The sequence below is a fragment of the Caulobacter sp. NIBR2454 genome (assembly GCF_027474405.1).
Lineage (GTDB): Bacteria > Pseudomonadota > Alphaproteobacteria > Caulobacterales > Caulobacteraceae > Caulobacter.
On record NZ_CP114871.1, the window covers coordinates 3389474 to 3406861 of the forward strand.

Annotated in this window: 12 protein-coding genes and 1 pseudogene; 4 read left to right on the forward strand and 9 right to left on the reverse strand. The window is 63.9% G+C overall.

Annotation, left to right across the window (positions count from 1 at the left end; all coding sequences use genetic code 11):
- Positions 1-10 precede the first annotated feature (10 nt).
- Both O5K31_RS16440 and O5K31_RS16445 read left to right on the forward strand, forming a co-directional pair.
- Entirely contained in the window at positions 11-3025 is a 3015-nt protein-coding gene (locus O5K31_RS16440) for a TonB-dependent receptor (RefSeq protein WP_269714830.1), read from the forward strand.
- A 1750-nt stretch (positions 3026-4775) separates the two neighbouring features.
- Positions 4776-5375: pseudogene (locus O5K31_RS16445) on the forward strand (alpha/beta hydrolase family protein); the annotation flags it as partial.
- A 55-nt stretch (positions 5376-5430) separates the two neighbouring features.
- Here the strand turns inward: O5K31_RS16445 and O5K31_RS16450 are convergent.
- From O5K31_RS16450 to O5K31_RS16460, 3 genes are all read right to left on the reverse strand, one after another.
- Positions 5431-7203, reverse strand: coding sequence for an asparagine synthase-related protein (locus O5K31_RS16450; protein ID WP_269714831.1), 1773 nt, complete (start codon positions 7201-7203; stop codon positions 5431-5433).
- Positions 7203-7868, reverse strand: a complete 666-nt coding sequence (locus O5K31_RS16455) for a lasso peptide biosynthesis B2 protein (RefSeq protein ID WP_269714832.1) — start codon at positions 7866-7868, stop codon at positions 7203-7205. The genes O5K31_RS16450 and O5K31_RS16455 overlap by 1 nt, the downstream gene beginning before the upstream one ends.
- 257 nt (positions 7869-8125) lie before the next feature.
- Entirely contained in the window at positions 8126-8620 is a 495-nt protein-coding gene (locus tag O5K31_RS16460; protein ID WP_269714833.1) for an RNA polymerase sigma factor, read from the reverse strand.
- Between the two features lie 81 nt (positions 8621-8701).
- Here O5K31_RS16460 and O5K31_RS16465 point away from each other — a divergent pair, with 81 nt between their 5' ends.
- Entirely contained in the window at positions 8702-8950 is a 249-nt protein-coding gene (locus O5K31_RS16465; RefSeq protein WP_269714834.1) for a helix-turn-helix domain-containing protein, read from the forward strand.
- Positions 8951-9061: 111 nt separating this feature from the next.
- A complete protein-coding gene (locus O5K31_RS18435; RefSeq protein WP_442867787.1) occupies positions 9062-9265 on the forward strand; it encodes a helix-turn-helix domain-containing protein in 204 nt (67 codons plus the stop codon).
- Here O5K31_RS18435 and O5K31_RS16470 read toward each other — a convergent pair.
- The 6 genes from O5K31_RS16470 to O5K31_RS16495 all read right to left on the reverse strand — a co-directional run bounded on the left by O5K31_RS16470 (position 9262) and on the right by O5K31_RS16495 (position 17336).
- The gene (locus tag O5K31_RS16470) at positions 9262-9906 is read right to left on the reverse strand and encodes an exopolysaccharide biosynthesis polyprenyl glycosylphosphotransferase (protein ID WP_269714835.1); all 645 of its coding nucleotides are present in this window, start codon (positions 9904-9906) and stop codon (positions 9262-9264) included. The genes O5K31_RS18435 and O5K31_RS16470 overlap by 4 nt on opposite strands.
- Positions 9907-10177: 271 nt before the next feature.
- Positions 10178-10981: a metallophosphoesterase family protein gene (locus tag O5K31_RS16475; protein WP_269714836.1), complete on the reverse strand. Its 804-nt coding sequence runs from the start codon at positions 10979-10981 to the stop codon at positions 10178-10180.
- 40 nt (positions 10982-11021) lie between these two features.
- Complete coding sequence (locus O5K31_RS16480) at positions 11022-13346, reverse strand: GumC family protein (protein ID WP_269714837.1); 2325 nt, start codon at positions 13344-13346, stop codon at positions 11022-11024.
- Between the two features lie 75 nt (positions 13347-13421).
- Entirely contained in the window at positions 13422-14735 is a 1314-nt protein-coding gene (locus O5K31_RS16485) for an outer membrane beta-barrel protein (protein ID WP_269714838.1), read from the reverse strand.
- 101 nt (positions 14736-14836) lie between these two features.
- Positions 14837-15325, reverse strand: coding sequence for a hypothetical protein (locus tag O5K31_RS16490; protein WP_269714839.1), 489 nt, complete (start codon positions 15323-15325; stop codon positions 14837-14839).
- A gap of 109 nt (positions 15326-15434) precedes the next feature.
- Positions 15435-17336, reverse strand: a complete 1902-nt coding sequence (locus tag O5K31_RS16495) for an O-antigen ligase family protein (protein ID WP_269714840.1) — start codon at positions 17334-17336, stop codon at positions 15435-15437.
- Between the last annotated feature and the right edge of the window lie 52 nt (positions 17337-17388).

Sequence of the window (17388 nt, forward strand, 5' to 3'; positions counted from 1 at the left end):
AAGACGCCAAATGACCCGATCCACCCGATCCTACCTGCTCGCCGCCTGCGCTTTCGCCGCCCTGGGCGCGCTGAGCGCGCCGCCAGCCAAGGCCCAGACAAACGCCGGCTCCATCGCCTTCAATCTCGCCGGCGGCTCGTTGAATGACGCCCTGATCGGTTTGGCGCGGACCGCCAAACTGCAGTTGGTCTACCCCAGCAGGCTGGTGGCGGGCCGCACCGTCCCGCCGCTCAACGCGACCTTGCCCCCGCAAGCGGCGCTTCAAACCCTGCTCAAGGGATCAGGTCTTGTAGCGATCGAGACCTCGCCGGGGGTGCTGATCATAAAGCCCGCCGCCGAAGAGAGGGGCGCCCTGCTTCCGGCATCGACCCCCGCTGGCGCTACGCAGGTCATCGAGCCGCCGGCGGCCGACCCCCTGGCCGCGCCCGAGCCCACGCGCCTGGAAGAAGTCGTGGTCACCGGCTCCAACATTCGCGGCGTGCGCGATGGCGCCTCCCCGATCGTGGTCTTCAATCGCGACGATATCGATCGTTCCGGCTACGCCACCGTGGCCGAAGTCCTTCAAGCCCTGCCGCAGAATTTTGGCGCCTCGGCGTCCCCCGACACCGCCCAGCTAGGGTCTGATCCGCGCGCCAGCAACGGCGCCCGCGCGACCGGTGTTGATCTGCGCGGCCTGGGCGCCAACGCCACCCTGGTCCTGGTCAACGGCCGGCGGATGGCCGGCACGGGCTCCAAGGGCGACTTTGCGGACGTTTCGGCCATTCCGACGGCGGCGATCTCGCGGGTGGATGTCCTTCTGGACGGCGCGTCGGCCCTCTATGGGTCCGACGCCGTGGGCGGTGTGGTCAACATCGTACTCCTGGACGGCTATGATGGTGCTGAGACCCGCGCCAGGGTTGGCTCAGCCCAGGGCGGGGCGCGAGAGCATCAGGTGGCCCAAACCCTGGGCCGGGCCTGGGATGGCGGTCAGGTCTTGATCGCCTACGAGCATCAGCATCGCGACCGACTGGCCGGCGCCAAGCGCGACTACACCCGATCGGCCGACCTGCGCCGATTTGGCGGGTCCGATTGGCGTACGCCCTACGCCGTCCCGGGTACGATCGTCAGCTCCAGCCTCGCTCCGCTCTACGCCGTTCGCCCCGGCCCCGAAGGCCAGCCGCAGTTCGTCGCCGGCCAAGCCAATCTCGGCGAGCCCCGTCAAGGCTTTAGCCTGATCCCGCAGCAAGATCGCCATAGCGTCTACACACGCCTGGCGCTTGATCTGACCTCCCGTCTGCAATTTGACCTCGATGGACGGTTCAGCCGTCGCCGTTTCGAGGCTGACGGGTCCCCAGCCGTCGCGGCCGCCGTCGTCACCGCCGCCAATCCCCATTTTCAATCGCCCAGCGGCGCGCCCACGCAGATTGTCGCCTACTCCTTCTCACGAGAGTTGGGTCCCAGCCGACAACGCGGCGTTTCCGAAAGCCTGGGCTTGTCGGCCGGCGCAAGCCTCGATTTTGGAAGGACCTGGCGCGCTGAGACCTACGCCGCGTTCGCTCAGGAGCTGGCGATCTCGCGGACCACGAACCTGGTCAACAGCGCCTTTTTGAACGAAGCTTTGGGGCGCACCGCCGACAATCTGGCCACGTCTTTCTCGGCGGCGCGGGACGGGTACTTCAATCCATTCGGGTCCGGCGCGTCCAATAACGCGGCGATCTTGCAGTTTGTGGGGTCGGGCGCGACGCTGGTGAAGACGCGCGGCCAGACCGCCACGGCGAGCCTTAAGATCGACGGTGTCTTGGCGCGATCGCCGGGGGGCGACATCAAGCTCGCCATCGGCGCCCAGGGCCGGCGCGAGAGCTTCCAGTTGGGCGGATCCAACTTCACCGGATCGGCGAGCCCATCGGCCATCATCCGCCCGCTCTATGAGCGCGACGTGCTGGCCGCCTTCGCCGAACTTAACGTCCCGATCGTAGGCCCGGACAACCGACGCCCTGGGGCCGAGAGCCTGACCCTGTCCTTGGCCGGCCGGGTGGAGCACTATGAAGAGGCCGGCTCGACGACGGACCCTAAAATCGGTGTCCACTGGTCGCCCATGGAAGGCCTTAAGCTGCGGGCCACCTATGGGACCTCATTTCGGGCCCCCACCCTTCCCGAGCTCTTTGACACCTACGCCATCAGCGCCACCAACTTGCCGCGCGGGGATGGCTCGACCCTGATCGCGCTCTTCCAAAGCGGCGGCAACGACCAGTTAGCTCCGGAAAAGGCGACCACCATCACCGCCGGATTTGACTACCAGCCATCTTGGCCCCCCAAGGCGCGGATGAGCCTGACCTGGTTCGACACCGACTATCGCGACCGCATCGGCCAGCCGGCCAATGAGTATCTGAGCCGCGCCCTCTTTGATCCCAGCCTGGCCAGTTTCGTCACCCTGGTGCGCCCGGGGTCGAGCGCGAGCGACCGCGCCCTGGTGGAAAGCTTCCTGGCTTCGCCCGCCTATCGCAATCCGGGGTTGGTCCCGGCCGACAGCTTTGGCGCGATCGTCGATGGCCGCTACCTCAATACCGCCAGCCTGCACGTCTCGGGCGTGGATCTGTCGGCAAGCTGGCGTTTTGACGTCGGCGCAAACCGCTTCGACCTCAAGGGCGACGCCACCTGGCTTATGGACTACGAGCGGGCGATCGCCAGCTCCGCACCCGTTGTAGAGCTTGCCGACACCGCAGAATTTCCTGTCGATTGGCGGGCTCGCGGTTCGCTCAACTGGAGTCGCGGTCCCTGGGCCGCGAGCACGACGATCTCCTATGTCGATGACTATGGGGCAGGATCAACAAGGGTCGGGTCGTGGACAACCGTCGATGTCCAGGCTCGCTGGCAAGCGCCGGACACCTCAGGGGCGTTGACCGGAGTCGCCATCGCCGTCAGCGCACAAAATCTCTTTGATCGAGATCCGCCGTTCTACAACGCGCCCCAGGGCGTGGGGTACGATCCCGCCAATGCTGATCCGCTAGGCCGGTTCATCTCGGCCCAGATCACCAAGCGCTGGTAGCGGCGAGCCTCAGTCAAGGTCCTGCAAAATGTCATCTCGCTCACTTGTGGGCGCGATCCTGCTCGCCTTTGCGTGTCTGGGAGCGCCCGCCTTTGCTCGACCCTTCACGGTCGAAGATTTGCTGGCCTCCCAGGCTTTTGGACGTGCGCTCATCGATCCAGGCGAGCGTTACCTCGTCTTCGAGCAGACGCAGGGGCTGCAGGCGCTGGATCACTATGTGGACACCGTCCCAGATCGGCTGTCCTCCGCGCGCATCATGGTTGTGGATCTGAACTCTTTGGCCCGCGCTCGGCCGTTGGTCGAAGACGCCGCCGTGCCGATCGCTTTCTCGCCCGACGGCTCCAAGCTCTTGATCCATCGCTTCGCCCGCCAGGCTCTTGAGGCGGGAGTCGTCGAAATGAAGAGCGGCCAGATCAGATGGCTCGGCGTCACGCCTGAGACGCCAAACCTTGGCCAGACGGCCCAATGGCTGGGCGAGGACGAACTGGTGATGGTCGCGCGACCTGCGGGCTCGCAGCCGGCCTTGCTGCAATCGAACCTCTATCGCCGCGTCGTGCCGGAGCGATGGCGGCTTGCCGGCCAAGGCGTCGGGGTGACCACCTGGCGAGCAAGCGGGCGTTTTGGTGATCTTGAGCCAGGGCTGCAATCGGCGACCTTGTTGCGCATCGACCTTCGCACCGGCGTGAGGCGCGCCCTCGCCTCGGGCGCCTTCTACGATCTGCAGCTTTCCCGCTCAGGTCGCTATGTCGCCGCGGCCGAATTGACCGCTCCGCGTAGCCTCCAGCCGCACGACGGCCTTGAAGGCGCGGCGGCCCTTACGCGCCGCCGCGCTTTGCAGGTCATCGACCTGACCACGGAGGCGACGATCAACCCCTGCCCGGGCTGCGACCTGCTTCCGCAACTGCTCGACTGGGCGCCGCAAGGCCCCGACCGCTTGCTGGTGTTCGCCCGACGGGACCGCGAGGCGTGGAGCGAAGGCCGCTTGTGGGTCATCGACCCCGTCGCAAAATCGGGACGGCCGGTCGCGGACAGCCGGCTAAAGCCTCGCCTGGATTACGTCTCGGGACGAATGCCCAGGGTGAGCGCAGTATGGCTCGGCCAAGATCCTCTCGTCTTGAATTCGGACGCCGCCGGCCGTGGCGAGTGGCTGCGTCTGAGCGATCATGGTGCGGGCAAGCTGTCGGATGCGCCGGATTTGGCCGCTGCTGCGCTAACCGTCATCGGCGATGATCAGGCGCTGCTATCGGCGCAAGGCCGCATATGGAGCTTGGGTCCGATGGGTCGCGAGCGTCCTTTGGCGACCGGCGCGCTTGCGCCATACCTTCGCTCGCCGATCTATCCGGTCGCACCCAGGCAAGCCGTATCGCAGGGCAAGTTCGTCGTAGCTCGCGCGAACGACCGCTTCCTTCGCATTGACGCCCGCGGCGAGCGCGGCGGTTCCAGACCGGCTGCGCCTAGCGATATCCTGGCCGCAGCCTCACCCCACGTGTGGGCTTGGATCGCAACGCGCCCGGACGGCACGCGCGCCCTGCTGACGCAAAGGGACGGCGCGGCGCCTGTGGAACGCTCACGGATCAACACACACCTGGCCGGTGTAGACCTGATCAATCCACAGCCCGTCATGCATCGCGGCCCGTCTGGCGAGGCCCTGACCAGCTGGCTCTATCGGCCGCCGGCCGCTAGCGTTGAAAGGCCCGCGCCCCTGGTGGTCATCCCCTACCCCGGATCGGTCCACCCGCGCCCCCCGACCATGCAGGGTGGAGCCACCCTCACCCAGACCCCCAGCGCCCAAGTCCTCGTCGCAGCAGGCTATGCGGTGCTTGTTCCAAGCTTGCCCAGAGCCGCAGGCGCCGAGCCGGCCCTGGGCCTCGCCGACCAGATCTTGGAGGTTGTCGATGAGGTCGTCGCACTGGGCGGAATCGACCGCCATCGCCTGGCGCTGTGGGGCCATAGCTTTGGGGGCTACACCGCCCTGGCGGTGGCGACCCAAACGGATCGCTTTGCAAGCGTGATCGCCCAAGATGGCGTCGCCGATCTCATTGGCATGTGGGGCGCCCTGACGCCCGAGGAGCGCGTCGCGCCCGATCACCCTGACTATCTGATGGGTCCTGGATGGGCCGAGGCTGGCCAAGGGGCGATGGGGGCTCCGCCTTGGGCCGATCCTGATCGATACGTACGCAATAGTCCCTTGATGGCCGCCGATCGTGTGACCGTTCCGGTCCTTCTCATCCACGGCGATCAGGATTTCGTGGGGCTTGATCAGTCCGAGGCGATGTTTAGGGCCCTGCAGCGGCAGGGAAAGGACAGCGCCCTGGTGACCTTTTGGGGCGAGGGCCATGTGCTCTCAAGCCCCGGCGCTCAGCGAAAACTCTATGACGCCGTCCTGATGTGGTTGGGACGTACGCTTAGGGAGGGTCAGCAAGGCGAGCCGGGGACCGGGCGACCCGCTCTTCCCAATGACGAAGCCAGCCTTCAAGGACTGCGGCCTGCAGGATTTCCAGCTGCCCGCCTGTCCAGATCATTTGCGAGGGATCCAGCGCAGCCTCTAGGCGCGGCCGGTCGACCATACCCAGAGCTGCAAGGCGACCATCCAGCAGGTGCGGCTTCAGAAACCCTAGGCTTGAGGTCACCACCCTCGCGTAGAAGGACGCGGCGCTGCCTTTGGAGCGTCGATGGATGACGCTGCCTGGCAACTGATCGCAAAACAGCCGTCGGGCTAAACCCCGATCACGGCCTTCAAGGGTCAGCTGCGAGACCGGCAAGCGCAGCGCCGCCTCGACCACGGGTTGGGCCAGCAACGGCTGGCAAAGGTCCAGCTCTGCGCCGCGGTGGGTCGCCGTGAAATAGGCCTGGGCGGATATCAGTCCCTCAATCTGCAGACGCTTGGCCGGCCAGCGCTCAAGACCCAGCGTCCACGGGTGGTCCTCTGCGGTCGCACCGTCAGAGACTGCGAATCCAAGCGTCGGCATGCCCGTCGGCGCGGACCCACGCCGCAGCGCGCCAGCCAAAAGCGCCCACACCGAAATCCCATTGCGGCGCGCAGTTTGCGCCAAGCTCTGTGGTCGCAGAGCGCCGAGACCAATTCGGCTCAGCTCATCGACCAGCACCAAGGGCGTCGCATATCGGAAGAAGACGCTGTCGCCGCCCTGCCCGGTGAAGATTTGATCAGCCCCAACAGCCCGGGCGTGTTGGATCAGGTCTTGCTCGTAAAGCCCGTCCAGGGCGCTGAGGCTGGGACGCACGCTTGTGACGGCGGCGTCGGGGATACGGGTCAGAACCAGATCGGGCCGCTCAGCTTCGTGGAGCGGGACGTCCAACTTGCTGGCGACGTCACGCGCATATCTTCGCTCATCGCCTTCACCGGCGTCGAAGAAGTAGTTGAGCGCGTGCAGCCCCCCGGAGCGCACCTCCCTGAGCGCCGCCATCACAATGGCGGAATCCAAACCGCCTGAGAGCTCCGCCAGTATCGGTCGATGGGGCGAGGTCAGGGCCGAGACCGTGGTGATGACCGCATCGCGAAGGTCCTGTGCCGCCGCCTTCGGCTGCTGGCGCTCAACGCCGACAAAGGTTTGCGGCCGCCAGATCATCCGTGCGGCCTCAGCCGCCTCCACCGCCTGGAGCGCGCCAGGATTGACGGCCACGACGCCTTTCAAGCCCAGGGCGCCAACCTCAGCCGAGCGGTCGAGCAACATGCGATGCACATGAGGATAGTCGATGGCCAGGACAGGGAGGAAGGCGGCGGCAAGCCAGTCTGGAAGGGTCGAGGCCACGAACGCCAACCCGCCCGCTCGCCAGGTGACGCAGTCGAGCATCCCCGAAGGATCTCGAAACGCCTGGACGCCCTGGTCATCTGCGCCGCGAACGACGGCGACATAGCGTCCCCAATAGTGACGACATAGGCTTTGGCAGACGACCTCCGCGGACGCCTGCGGTGTGCTGATCGCGCTCACGCGACCTTGAAGCGGCCCGCTCGCGCCGCGTTCGAAGAGATCGCCGATGATCACGCCGCGTCGCGCTGGAAGCGGCCTCACGCGCATCGCCGAGGCTTTGGGCGCCAGTACGGCCCACCCATGGTCGGCTGCGATCGGCGACCACTCAGAATTGGCGGCGGCGATCCTCTGGACGGCCAACGAGACCTGCTCTCGAGCTCCTCCGAACACCGCCAGATAGTCGCGCATCACACGGCCAGGATGGGTGTGTAGCGCTCGAGACGATCGACGGTGTCGTCGAGGACCAGGTCGCCAATCTGGAGCCATGAGTGAGCTTCGAAGGGCCACGTCCGAAAGCCCAGGACCAGGGTCGCATCATGGCCGCAGCGCCGAAGCACCGACAAAAGAACGTAGGAGCGATAGAGGCACTGCCCCTGAAACGGGAGCCACGGAAGGATCGCCCCAAACGCCGCAACGGCCGGTTCTAGATTCTGCTCGTCGGCTCCGCAGGGTACGGGCCTTGCAGCTTGCACGTCCGCTATCACCTGGGCGAAGTCGATGCGATTGAAGCGATGGCCAGCACGCAGCGCCCAGCACCATGTCGCGGCGTTTCGGAGCAGGCCGGTCCGGGTACTTAGCCGCCGCAAGTCCCGTATCGGCTTGTCTGGAAGGTGCGGCGCTGGAGCACCGGGGCCGCGCGCCAGCAGACCCGCGCCTTCCAGCTCCGCGGCGAGGCTGGGCTCGATCCAACACGCGGTGGAGCCTGCAGACCGGATTTTATCTGCAGCGTCGGGAAGGCAAAAATAGACGCCGCGATGGGCGTCGAGCAGCGCCAGATCGCGGGCTCGAAAGGCGGCGTAAACACCGGGTGCGAAGCTATGCATGATCAAGCAAGCGGAAGACGGGGCGAACATCAGTCCGCCCCGCTCCGTCTCAGTTCAGTGCCGCGACTTCACGGCCGCCCGGCAGGAACTCCGGATCGCCCAAGATCTCGCCGCGCGTCAGGTGCTTGGCGTCGCCGCAGATCAGGCGGCCTTTTGTCAGAGTGGTCATCTTCGCCTCCATCTTTTGGACATCCGCGAAATTGCGGACGCTCAATGGGGCGCGCCGAGGGGGCGGTTTTCAAAGGATAGTCATTCAATCCGGCGCCGATGGCCTGGGACCCAGACCACTAATCAGCGAGAAGTTCTCGGCAAAGTTCAAGCGCCTTGCTCAGGCGCCATTCAACCGTCTTGACCGATATGCCCTGGTGTTCGGCGATTTCCTTGTAGGTGAGCCCAACGATCCGGCTCAACACGAACGTCTCTTGAAGCGCCTTTGGCATCGCGAGGATGACCTGCTTGAGGGCGAGCGCTTCAATTTGGCAAGCCGGCTCGGCGCGAGCGAATTCTGCCGGGACATCGACGATGACCCCCTTTGATTTAGCCTTACCTGCTAGCACAGCAGACAGCGCTACTCGCAGGAGGAAAGCTTTGGGGTGCCTGATAGGTGAATGCGCCCGCGAGACGAGCCGGCGGAAGGTCTCTTGGACAACCTCGTCGAGAAAATCCGGAGCGACTTTTGTCCGCAGAACCCGGCGCAACCATCGCCCATGCCGCTCGTAGAGGGCCAGAACGCTTGCCCCCTCAGCAGTATCGGCGGTTGGATCGACAGGCAGTGGATGCATAGCGCCACGCGAATATCCCAATATGGGATAACCCAAAACGGGTTCTATTGAAAGTGCCGACGTCCATTTGAGGCATCGGCCATGGCTTCTTCGGTATTCACCGAAGACTATCGCGAGCTACTTGCGATCCTTGTGGAAGCACGGGTTGCGTCGGGTCTTAGCCAGGAAAAGGTCGGCGCCAAACTCGGCAAGCCTCAGAGCTTCGTGTCCAAGAGCGAAAATGGCGAACGTCGCGTGGATGTTGCCGAGTTCTGCAATTTGGCGGAGGCGATGGGTCGCTCGCCGGTAGAGCTATTCGATGAATTTCTAAAGCGCCGCAAAGGCGCGTGATCCCATTTTGGGATATCCGATATTCGGTTTCAATGAGGTGACCATCGCCACTCGGCCATGGTCATGCCCGCCTCAGTCTTCACGGAAGAATATCAGCGTCTCCTATCCGTGATGACCCAAGCCCGCTTGGAAAAGCGGGTTACGCAGGTCGAGTTGGCGGAACGACTTTCGCGCCCACAGAGCTATGTGTCGAAGTATGAGCGCGGCGAACGTCGGATCGACGTCATCGAATTCTGCGACATAGCTCGAGCGCTAGATTTTGACCCAATACAGTTGCTGCGATCGGTCCTGGAAGCGGGCCGAAGCCGGGCTTAGTACGCTTCTTTCTGAAAGAAGACGACTAGAGCCGTCTTGGCCAGGATCGCCAGGTCGGCACCGAACGACCAAGTGTCGATATAGACCAGGTCTAGGCGCACCCGCTCTGCCATCAGCTCCATGCCGTTGGTTTCGCCGCGATAGCCGCTCACTTGAGCCAAACCCGTCAGACCCGGACGAATGGCGTAGCGTTGGTCGTAGTCGGTGATCTTGCCCCGGCATTGGTCATCATGCGCCAGGGCGTGCGGGCGAGGCCCCACCAGGGACATGTCGCCGCGCAGGATGTTGAACAGCTGCGGCAGCTCATCGAGGCTGGTCTTGCGCAGGAACCGACCGACGGGGGTGACGCGGCAGTCGTCCTTGGTGGCCTGACGAAAATGGTCCTGGTTCTCCACGGTCATCGAGCGGAACTTCAGGATCGTGAAGTGCTCGCAGCCCATGCCGTTTCGCTTCTGGCGAAATAGGATCGGGCCTGGCGAACTCATCTTCACCGCGATGGCGATGGCCGCCAAAAGCGGCAGGATGAAGAGAATGATCAGGCCGCTGACCAGGATATCGAGCGCGCGCTTGGCCGCGCTGCAGGACGCTTTGGATGCCGATGGAAGCGTCAGCATCTGTTCGGCTGTCTCAGTCCGGTACATGTCCACCACCCCACTCCCTTGCTACCGGGGAGGGTCGCAAGGACCAGGCCACCCTATGAACATGGTTGATGGGCATCAACCTTAATCACTCGTTAGGCCTTGTTTTGTCAGGGTTTGGTGCAGCGCAGCATCAAAACTGCCTGAAATATGCATCTTCGATGTCAGCATCCGATTAGATCGTCGGCGCCGTCGCGCGGCGGACACAAAAGATCAGCTGAAAAGCCGTCGACAGTATGCTCTAGGTTGTTTCGTTGTGGGAAACAGCGCGCCTCTAGGCGGCCAGCGCTTCGACCAGGATCGGCCCCTTAGCCGCCACCCTGCGCGTTTGCAGGAACCCCCGCTCCTCGCCGTCCAGAACCACGGCGGTCAATACGCCAGTTGCATAGGCGCCGGTGTCGACGCCGATGCGGCGCTTGTCCGAATGCGGCTCGTCCGCCGGGGTGTGGCCATGGACCACCATGCGTTCGAAGGGACGGGTGTCGTTGAGGAACTCGCCCCGAATCCAAAGCCGGTCACGACGCGATTGTTCATCGAGCGCGACGCCGGGCCGCGCCCCAGCATGGACGAAGGTGTAATCGCCCAGCGTCACCGACTCTTCCAGGCCCTGGAGGAAGTTCACATGGCTTTGGGGCATGACGGCCCGCAGCTCGATCTGCGCTGCGCGCCAAGCTTCGATATCAGCCCCACGCGCGGGCGGCGTGACGCGGTAAGACATCAGCGTTTCGCGGCCACCAAACTCGCACCAGGTCTCACCGACGGCGGGATCGGCCAGGAACTCCAGAAGGGTGTCGTCGTGATTGCCCGCCAGGAAGCGCACCGGAACCGGCGAGCGCTCCTTGAGAGTCACCAGGGTCTGCAGGACCGCGTCTGAACGAGGACCTCGGTCAACGTAGTCGCCGAGCATCACCAGGGCCGAAGCGTGAGAGGGACGCTTCAGCGCCTCGTCATAGATGCGCTCAAGCAGAGCGTTGAGCAGGTCGGCGCAGCCGTGAACATCGCCGATGGCGTAGATGCGAACGCCGTCCGGCGCCTTGGCCGGCTTGGCGTTCGCAAAAGAGAAGAGACGCTTGAACATGGACCTTCAGGCGGCGTGCGCACCGCCCCTGGGTTGAGCCTTAGCTCGCATAGTACTTCTTGTACTCGCCATAGTAATAGCCCGCATCGCCGTAGCCGTAGCGAGCCTGCTCCTTCATGTCGATCTGGGTCAGGGCCACGCCCGCCACGTTGGCGCCGGTGCCGCTGAGCAGGGCTAGCGCCGCCTCGATCGCCTTTTGGGGCGTCTTGCGCCAACGGGCGAGGAAGACGACGGCGTCGGCCTTGGGGGCCAGGATGCGGGTGTCGGCCACGGGCAGCAGGGGCGCGGTGTCGAGGATGATCATGTCAAAGCGGCGACGCAGCTCGGCGATCAGTTTGTCCATCGCCTCGGTGCCAAAGACGTCCTTGGGCGTGAAGTTGCTATTGGCCAGCGGCAGGAAGGCCGCCCCCGTTTTGGGGTCGTGCTTGAGGACCTGGTCCAGGGTCGCCTGACCCGAGAGCACTTCCAGAAGGCCGACGGTCGGCTCGACGCCCAGCACGCGATTGACCGTGCGGCGACGAAGGTCGCAGTCGACGACGACGGTGCGCTGGCCCTGCATGGCGATGGCGCGGCCAAGGCAGATGGAGGTCGTGGTCTTGCCTTCGCCGGGCAGCGACGAGGTGATGGCCACGACCTGCACGTTCTCGCCCAGGCGGGCATATCGGATGGACGCGCGAAGGTTTCGGAAGGCCTCGGAGAATCCGGACAGCGGCTTCTCGACCACGAAATCGACCGGCATCGATTTAGTCTCGGCGACTGAGCTCAGGGTCGGAATGCCGCCGAGGTATGGAACGTCCAATCGACGCTCCACGTCCTGGGAAGTTGTCAGGCCGCTATCGAGCATCTCGGCGATTACGAGCGCTGCGAAGCCGGCGCCGATGGCCAGGACGAAGCCGATAGCGAAATTCACCGAGACCTTGGGCGAACTCTGCTTAGTTGGGATTTTCGCCTTCGACACAACGCGAGCGTCCGATTGCTCAATGCCCTGTTGCGAGCTCGTCTCCTTAAAGCGGTTCAGATAGCTCTCGTAGAGGGTGCGAACAGCTTCGGCGTCACGCTCAAGTTCCCGGAGACGGACGGCGGCGCGATTGTTGCTCGCCAATGTGCCGCGTGCCGAGCCCAGGCTCCCGGACATGGAACCTGCACGTTGACGGGCGATCTGTGCCTGGGTCTCCAGGTTGGTGACGATGCGCCGCGTCTCTGCCTGAATTTGTCCATCGACGTCCGCGAGTTCGCGCTGCGCCTTGAGCATCTCGGGGTGGCGGGGGCCATAGCGACCTTGCAGATCGGCGACACGGCCGCTGATTGTAGCGCGCTGGCTACGCAGTTGTTGGATGACCTCAGAGCCAAGCGCCTCGCCCAATTCTTCACCAGATGAACCAGCAGCTAGTTGACGTTTGGCCGCCGCAAGGCGGGCCTCGCGTTCAGCTTGTTCGGCCCGGGAAAGAGCGACCTGCTGGTTGTAGGTTGATATCTCCTGCTCGGTCAGGGTGGCGCCAGACGCGCTCAACAGATTGTTGGCGATCTTATACTGCGCGACCGCCGCTTCGGAGGACTGAACTTGGCCTCGCAGCTCATTGAGCTTGGTGTTGAGCCAGGTATTGGCTTGCCGGGTGGCGTCGAACTTGGCTTCCAGTTGCTCCAACAAATAGAGGTCAGCAAAAGCGTTCGCGATGCGCGCGGACTTGGCGGGATCTGTCGTCTGGAAAGAGACTTGAATGACATAGGTCATGCCGCTGCGGCGAACTTCGAGGTTCGCCAAAACACGATCCACGATGGCCTCGCGCTGACGTTGTGCCGTTACGTCGTCGACCCGAGCATCCTTCGGGCGAGAAGACGCGAACAGATTCTTAATGCTGCCGACGACGAGCTTAACTCCGCTAGGTTTTGCCAGGCTGGGATTGAACTCAGGGTCCTGATCAAGCTTCATGCGGGCGACAACCCGCTCCGCCAATTGCCGCGACTTAAGGATTTCGACCTCGGTATCGACGACGCTCGAGTCCGCCGGCAAGCCGGACAGCACGGCCTCGACGTTCGTGACCTGCTCCTTCCGAGGATCCAGCATCACATTGGCGGTGGCAGTATATTTGGGCGTCGCGGTGAGCGTCGCCAACACCGCGGCGAGGAAGACGACCAACGCGACCGCGCCAAACAGGCGCAAGCGCCGACGGAAGATGCTGATCAGGTGAGTCAGATCGAAGCTTGGCGCAAACGCAAAGCCGCCCTCTGATGGCGGCTCATGCCGTGCTTCCGTAGGGGTGCCGGGGGTCGAAGACATCGAGTTCATAAGGGACCTCCAAACCGTGCCAGCGCGGGACGCATCCCACGCCTTCGCAGTTGCAGCAGGCAAGTCGCATGCCAGCACTATCTTGCATAGTAGAAAGGCGTCGACAGCACAGAGCCGTCGACGCCCCCAAAAGGATGACTGTTTATCCGTCGCTTAGAAGCGGCCAGTCAGTCCAAGCGAGACGCGATTGACCTTGAAGTCCTCGCCGCCGTTCAAGCCCTTCGAGTTCTGATCGAAGTAGCTGTAGCCGGCGACGACGCCGAGGCGGCGGTTCAGCAGATAAGTCGCGCTCACGCCAGCGTTGAAGCGCTTGTCCTTGCGCTCGATGCCGTCGTAATCGTCATTGGCGTAGTCGAGTTTCCCGGTCAGGATGATGTTGCGACGCAGCTCATGATCCACCTGGGCGCCGACCGCGCTCGACAGGTAGCCGGATGAGCCAGGGATGCCGCTGTCCTCGATCGAGCGGGCGCCCGTGAACGTGACGGTCGTCAGCTGCGTGGGGAACCATTCGACCTGCGCGCGTGCGCCCAGGCCGTCGATCTTCTTGGCCGTCGGGTCGTCAAACTTCTGCGAGATGTAGCCCACGCCGAACTCACCGCGCATCAGGGCGCTCAGCTCGAAGTTGGCGCCAGCCAGAACCTCATAGCCGTCAGAGTCCCGATCGAGCGCGGAAACGGGCGGTTGGAGGCGATAGTCGCGCTTGTTCACCGCACCTTGGACGAAGAACGCTGTCGCGGGGCTCAGCGCGTATTCAGCGCGACCCGTGAAGCTGGTGATCTCACGGTCGCGGTCGTCCTGTTCAACTGGCGCGCCAGCGACTGTACGGCCGTCGTCATAGTTAAATTTGCGATAGTCGCCGCGCGCCGACAGACGCAGTCGATTGAGTTCATGTACACCGGCGATGTTGAACTGGGTCAGGTCATACTGGATCGGATCGACGGATCCAGTGGGTGTGCTGGACGAGGTCCGCGGTTCGGTGATGCGGTTGTAGTTGCCACCGAGCGCGATATTGCTGCCACGAACGATATCGATGCGGCCGTCTGCGCCAAAAGCGAAGTCCTCGGTGTCTTCCGTCGAGAAATCTACGTAACGGTTGATCGCGGCGTTGGCATAAGCCGACAGCGCATGCCGCGACCAGGTCGAGGCGAGCGACAAGGACGGCTGAACCTTGAAGATGAAATCGTCGGCCTTATTCGTCGCGGCGCCGTAAATATTATCGCTGTAGTCGACCGACGCAGTGACTTGCGGATAGAGCATGAAGGCGCCGGAACGAATGCCCATCGCGTCATATTCCGGATGAGGCCGCTGACGCACGGAAACGTTCCGGTCGCGTGCGAAATTACCCTGGGCGTCAGAGGCGCTGTTAAGCGCTCCGCGCGCCGTCTGAGCGAAAACCACCGTCATGGGCACGAACATGGCCGCCATGGCCGTTGCGGCCACCGTGGCGGCCATCAATTTGATGCGCATAACTACTCCCCAGTCAAAAACACACAAAAGGCGGCGGCGTGACCATCCCCTAGCCACACCGAGCGTGGGCCTTACGCACCACGATTGAGCAATGAAAGCTCTTAGTTGCCGGACGGCGTGACAGACCCGTAACCGCCGCCGCCGCCGCCGCCCGAAGAAGGCGGGGCGCCGGCGACCGTGCCGCTGCCAGCGCCGCCGGTGGCGCCAGGGGCGCTCGTGCCTACGCTAGCAACCTGCGTTGCGACGCTTGTCATCGCGGCGGCCGCCGAAGCCGTCAGGACGCCGTTGCTGGCCAGGGTCGCGCGGGCCGCGGACAGAGCTTGCGCCGCGACAGCGGGTGAAGCACCCGATGCGGCGATGGCGCCTTGAACGGCGGCTTCGACGGCTGCCGCAGTATCCTCGGGGGACAGGCCTTGGGCTGCTGCGGTCGCCTGAGCGGTCGTGACAGCGGTTTCGATGGCGACTTTCAGGGCTGCGACTTCATCCTGCCGCGCGGCGGCGGGAAGGGCGACGGCGGCCACACCGCCGAGCACGACCAGAGAAGCGGCCGCTCGGAGGATCAGACCCGCGCTGAGAGCTTTGATCTTCATAATCCAAGTCCTTTGGAATCACAGGTTGATCGTCAAAATCCAAGCCACATAACGGCTGGTCGAGCCTATGGCCCGTTCACCAATATTGTGCAGCGCATTCAACTTGTGGTCAATGCTGCTTGACCGCAATCTGATTCAACCAGAAGGCGGCGACCATCTGCCCCGTCGGCGTGCTTATGGAGCGCAAATCCTCAGTGATGTAAGGCCGATGCGCCGAATCCTTGAGCAAAACATCCGCCTCCTCCTGGACAGCCGCCCTGGCCTCCGGCGTAAGGCGCGTCCAGTTCTCCAGCCCAAATCGGATTCGCCAAAGCGCGACGTCGGGATCCAGTGCGGCCAAGTCATAAGACCGCTCGAACCACTCAACCCCTTCCGCGGACAGACCGCCGCGGCGCGCACGATCAATGTAAGCCATCCGCAACCAAGCCGGGGTGTCGTAAGGCGCGATTGCCAGGGCCCTGCGGCTCGCGGCGTCGGCATCATCAAGCCGACCGGCCTCAAGGGCGCGCTCGGCGGCGCGATCATGTCCTATCGACAGCTGCAGGAGATTGATCGAGCCGAGGCGCAGCGCGCCCGCTTGCAGCGCCACGAGCGCCATCGCGCCGCCCACGAGACAGCCCACGCCGGTTAAGGCTGCCGCTGCAATGCGGGATGATGCGCCGGCGACGGCTCGCCCACGGCCTCGGGAGCTCTGTGCAAGGCTGAACTGCAGACCCAATAGCAACGCCCATAGGCCGGCCACTGAAGATGCCTGAAGCGCGAAGTCGGTCCAGCTGTGCAGCAATATGATCAGGTCGACGGCGATAAGCGCGTAGAGCCAGCCGCGCATCCGCTCACGACGAAAAGCGCCGACCAGCGTGAGGACCACTATGACGCCAATGCACATGAACATCGGAATGGCGCCGGCCAGCCCCGCCTCCTCGAGCCATTGGATATAGACGTTGTGAACCGAATTGGCTGTCCAGATGGCGGAGAAGTTTTGCGCGTTCAGGTGCTGTCGGTTCAGGGCGTCGAAGGCGCCCAGGCCGTATCCGTTCAGCGGTGAAGCCAGGAACGCGTCCCAGTGGACTCGAAAAAGTACGCCGCGGATTTCGGCAGCCTCCGCCATGTCGGCGTAGCGCGAAACCAAGCGGTCGCCGGCCAAGACGACCATGGCAGCCAAGATCGCGACGCAGCCGAACGCCGTCGTGAGCGTGCGCGCCGAGAAGCGTCGGCGAAGCCCAAGCTCGGTTGCGGCGATGAATACAAGGCCGGCGAGAGTAGCGGCCATACCGGCCCGCGATGCAGTGGCGATCAACGCGGTGAGGAAGAGGAAGGTCGCACAGACCGGCAGCGTGACGGCGCTGAGACGGCGCGCTCGCGGTGTTTCGCGATAGGCACGCAGCGCCATGGCCAAGCCCAAAGCCGCCAGAGCGCCGAACAGGGTGGCGGCCGTATTGGGTGAGAGGAAGTGCCCAGACAACCTTCGAAAGGTCTGGGCCGCCGGATCTCCGCTCACAAACGCTGTGAAGGCCCAAGCTCCGAAAAGCGCTCCTCCCACCACAGTTGCGTTCAGAGACAAACGGGCGCGCTTATCTGAGGCTCCCAAAGTGGCCCCGACCATGAAGAGGCAGGCAAAGCCTAGGAGTTTGACGATCTCGACGAATGTTGCAGAAGGATCAATGCTGACGAACCCGCGCTGACCTACGTAACTCCAGACCGGGTGTGGTCCGCCAGGCACCCATGGAGTCAACGACCAGGCCGCAGCGGCGACCACCAGCGCGAAGAAAACCCCGACCCAAGGCAGCTTTCCGATACGGACGAAATCCTCCCGCAGTGGGCGGTCGATAAGCATGAAGGCCAGGAGCAGACCGGAAACGACGGCCTGAAGCAGCGCCACTTCGATCCGTTGCGCACCAAAGAGCCAGTTGCTCGTGGTCAGCAGAAGGACAGAAGCCAGCGCGATCAGCGTTCCAGACGGGCGTTGCGCCCAAGCCTGACGGAGCTGATCGATCGTGGACGCTTCAGACATCAGGCCCCCCTGAGCGAGGCCTGCTGATCGCCCCTCGGACATCTTTGTTTAT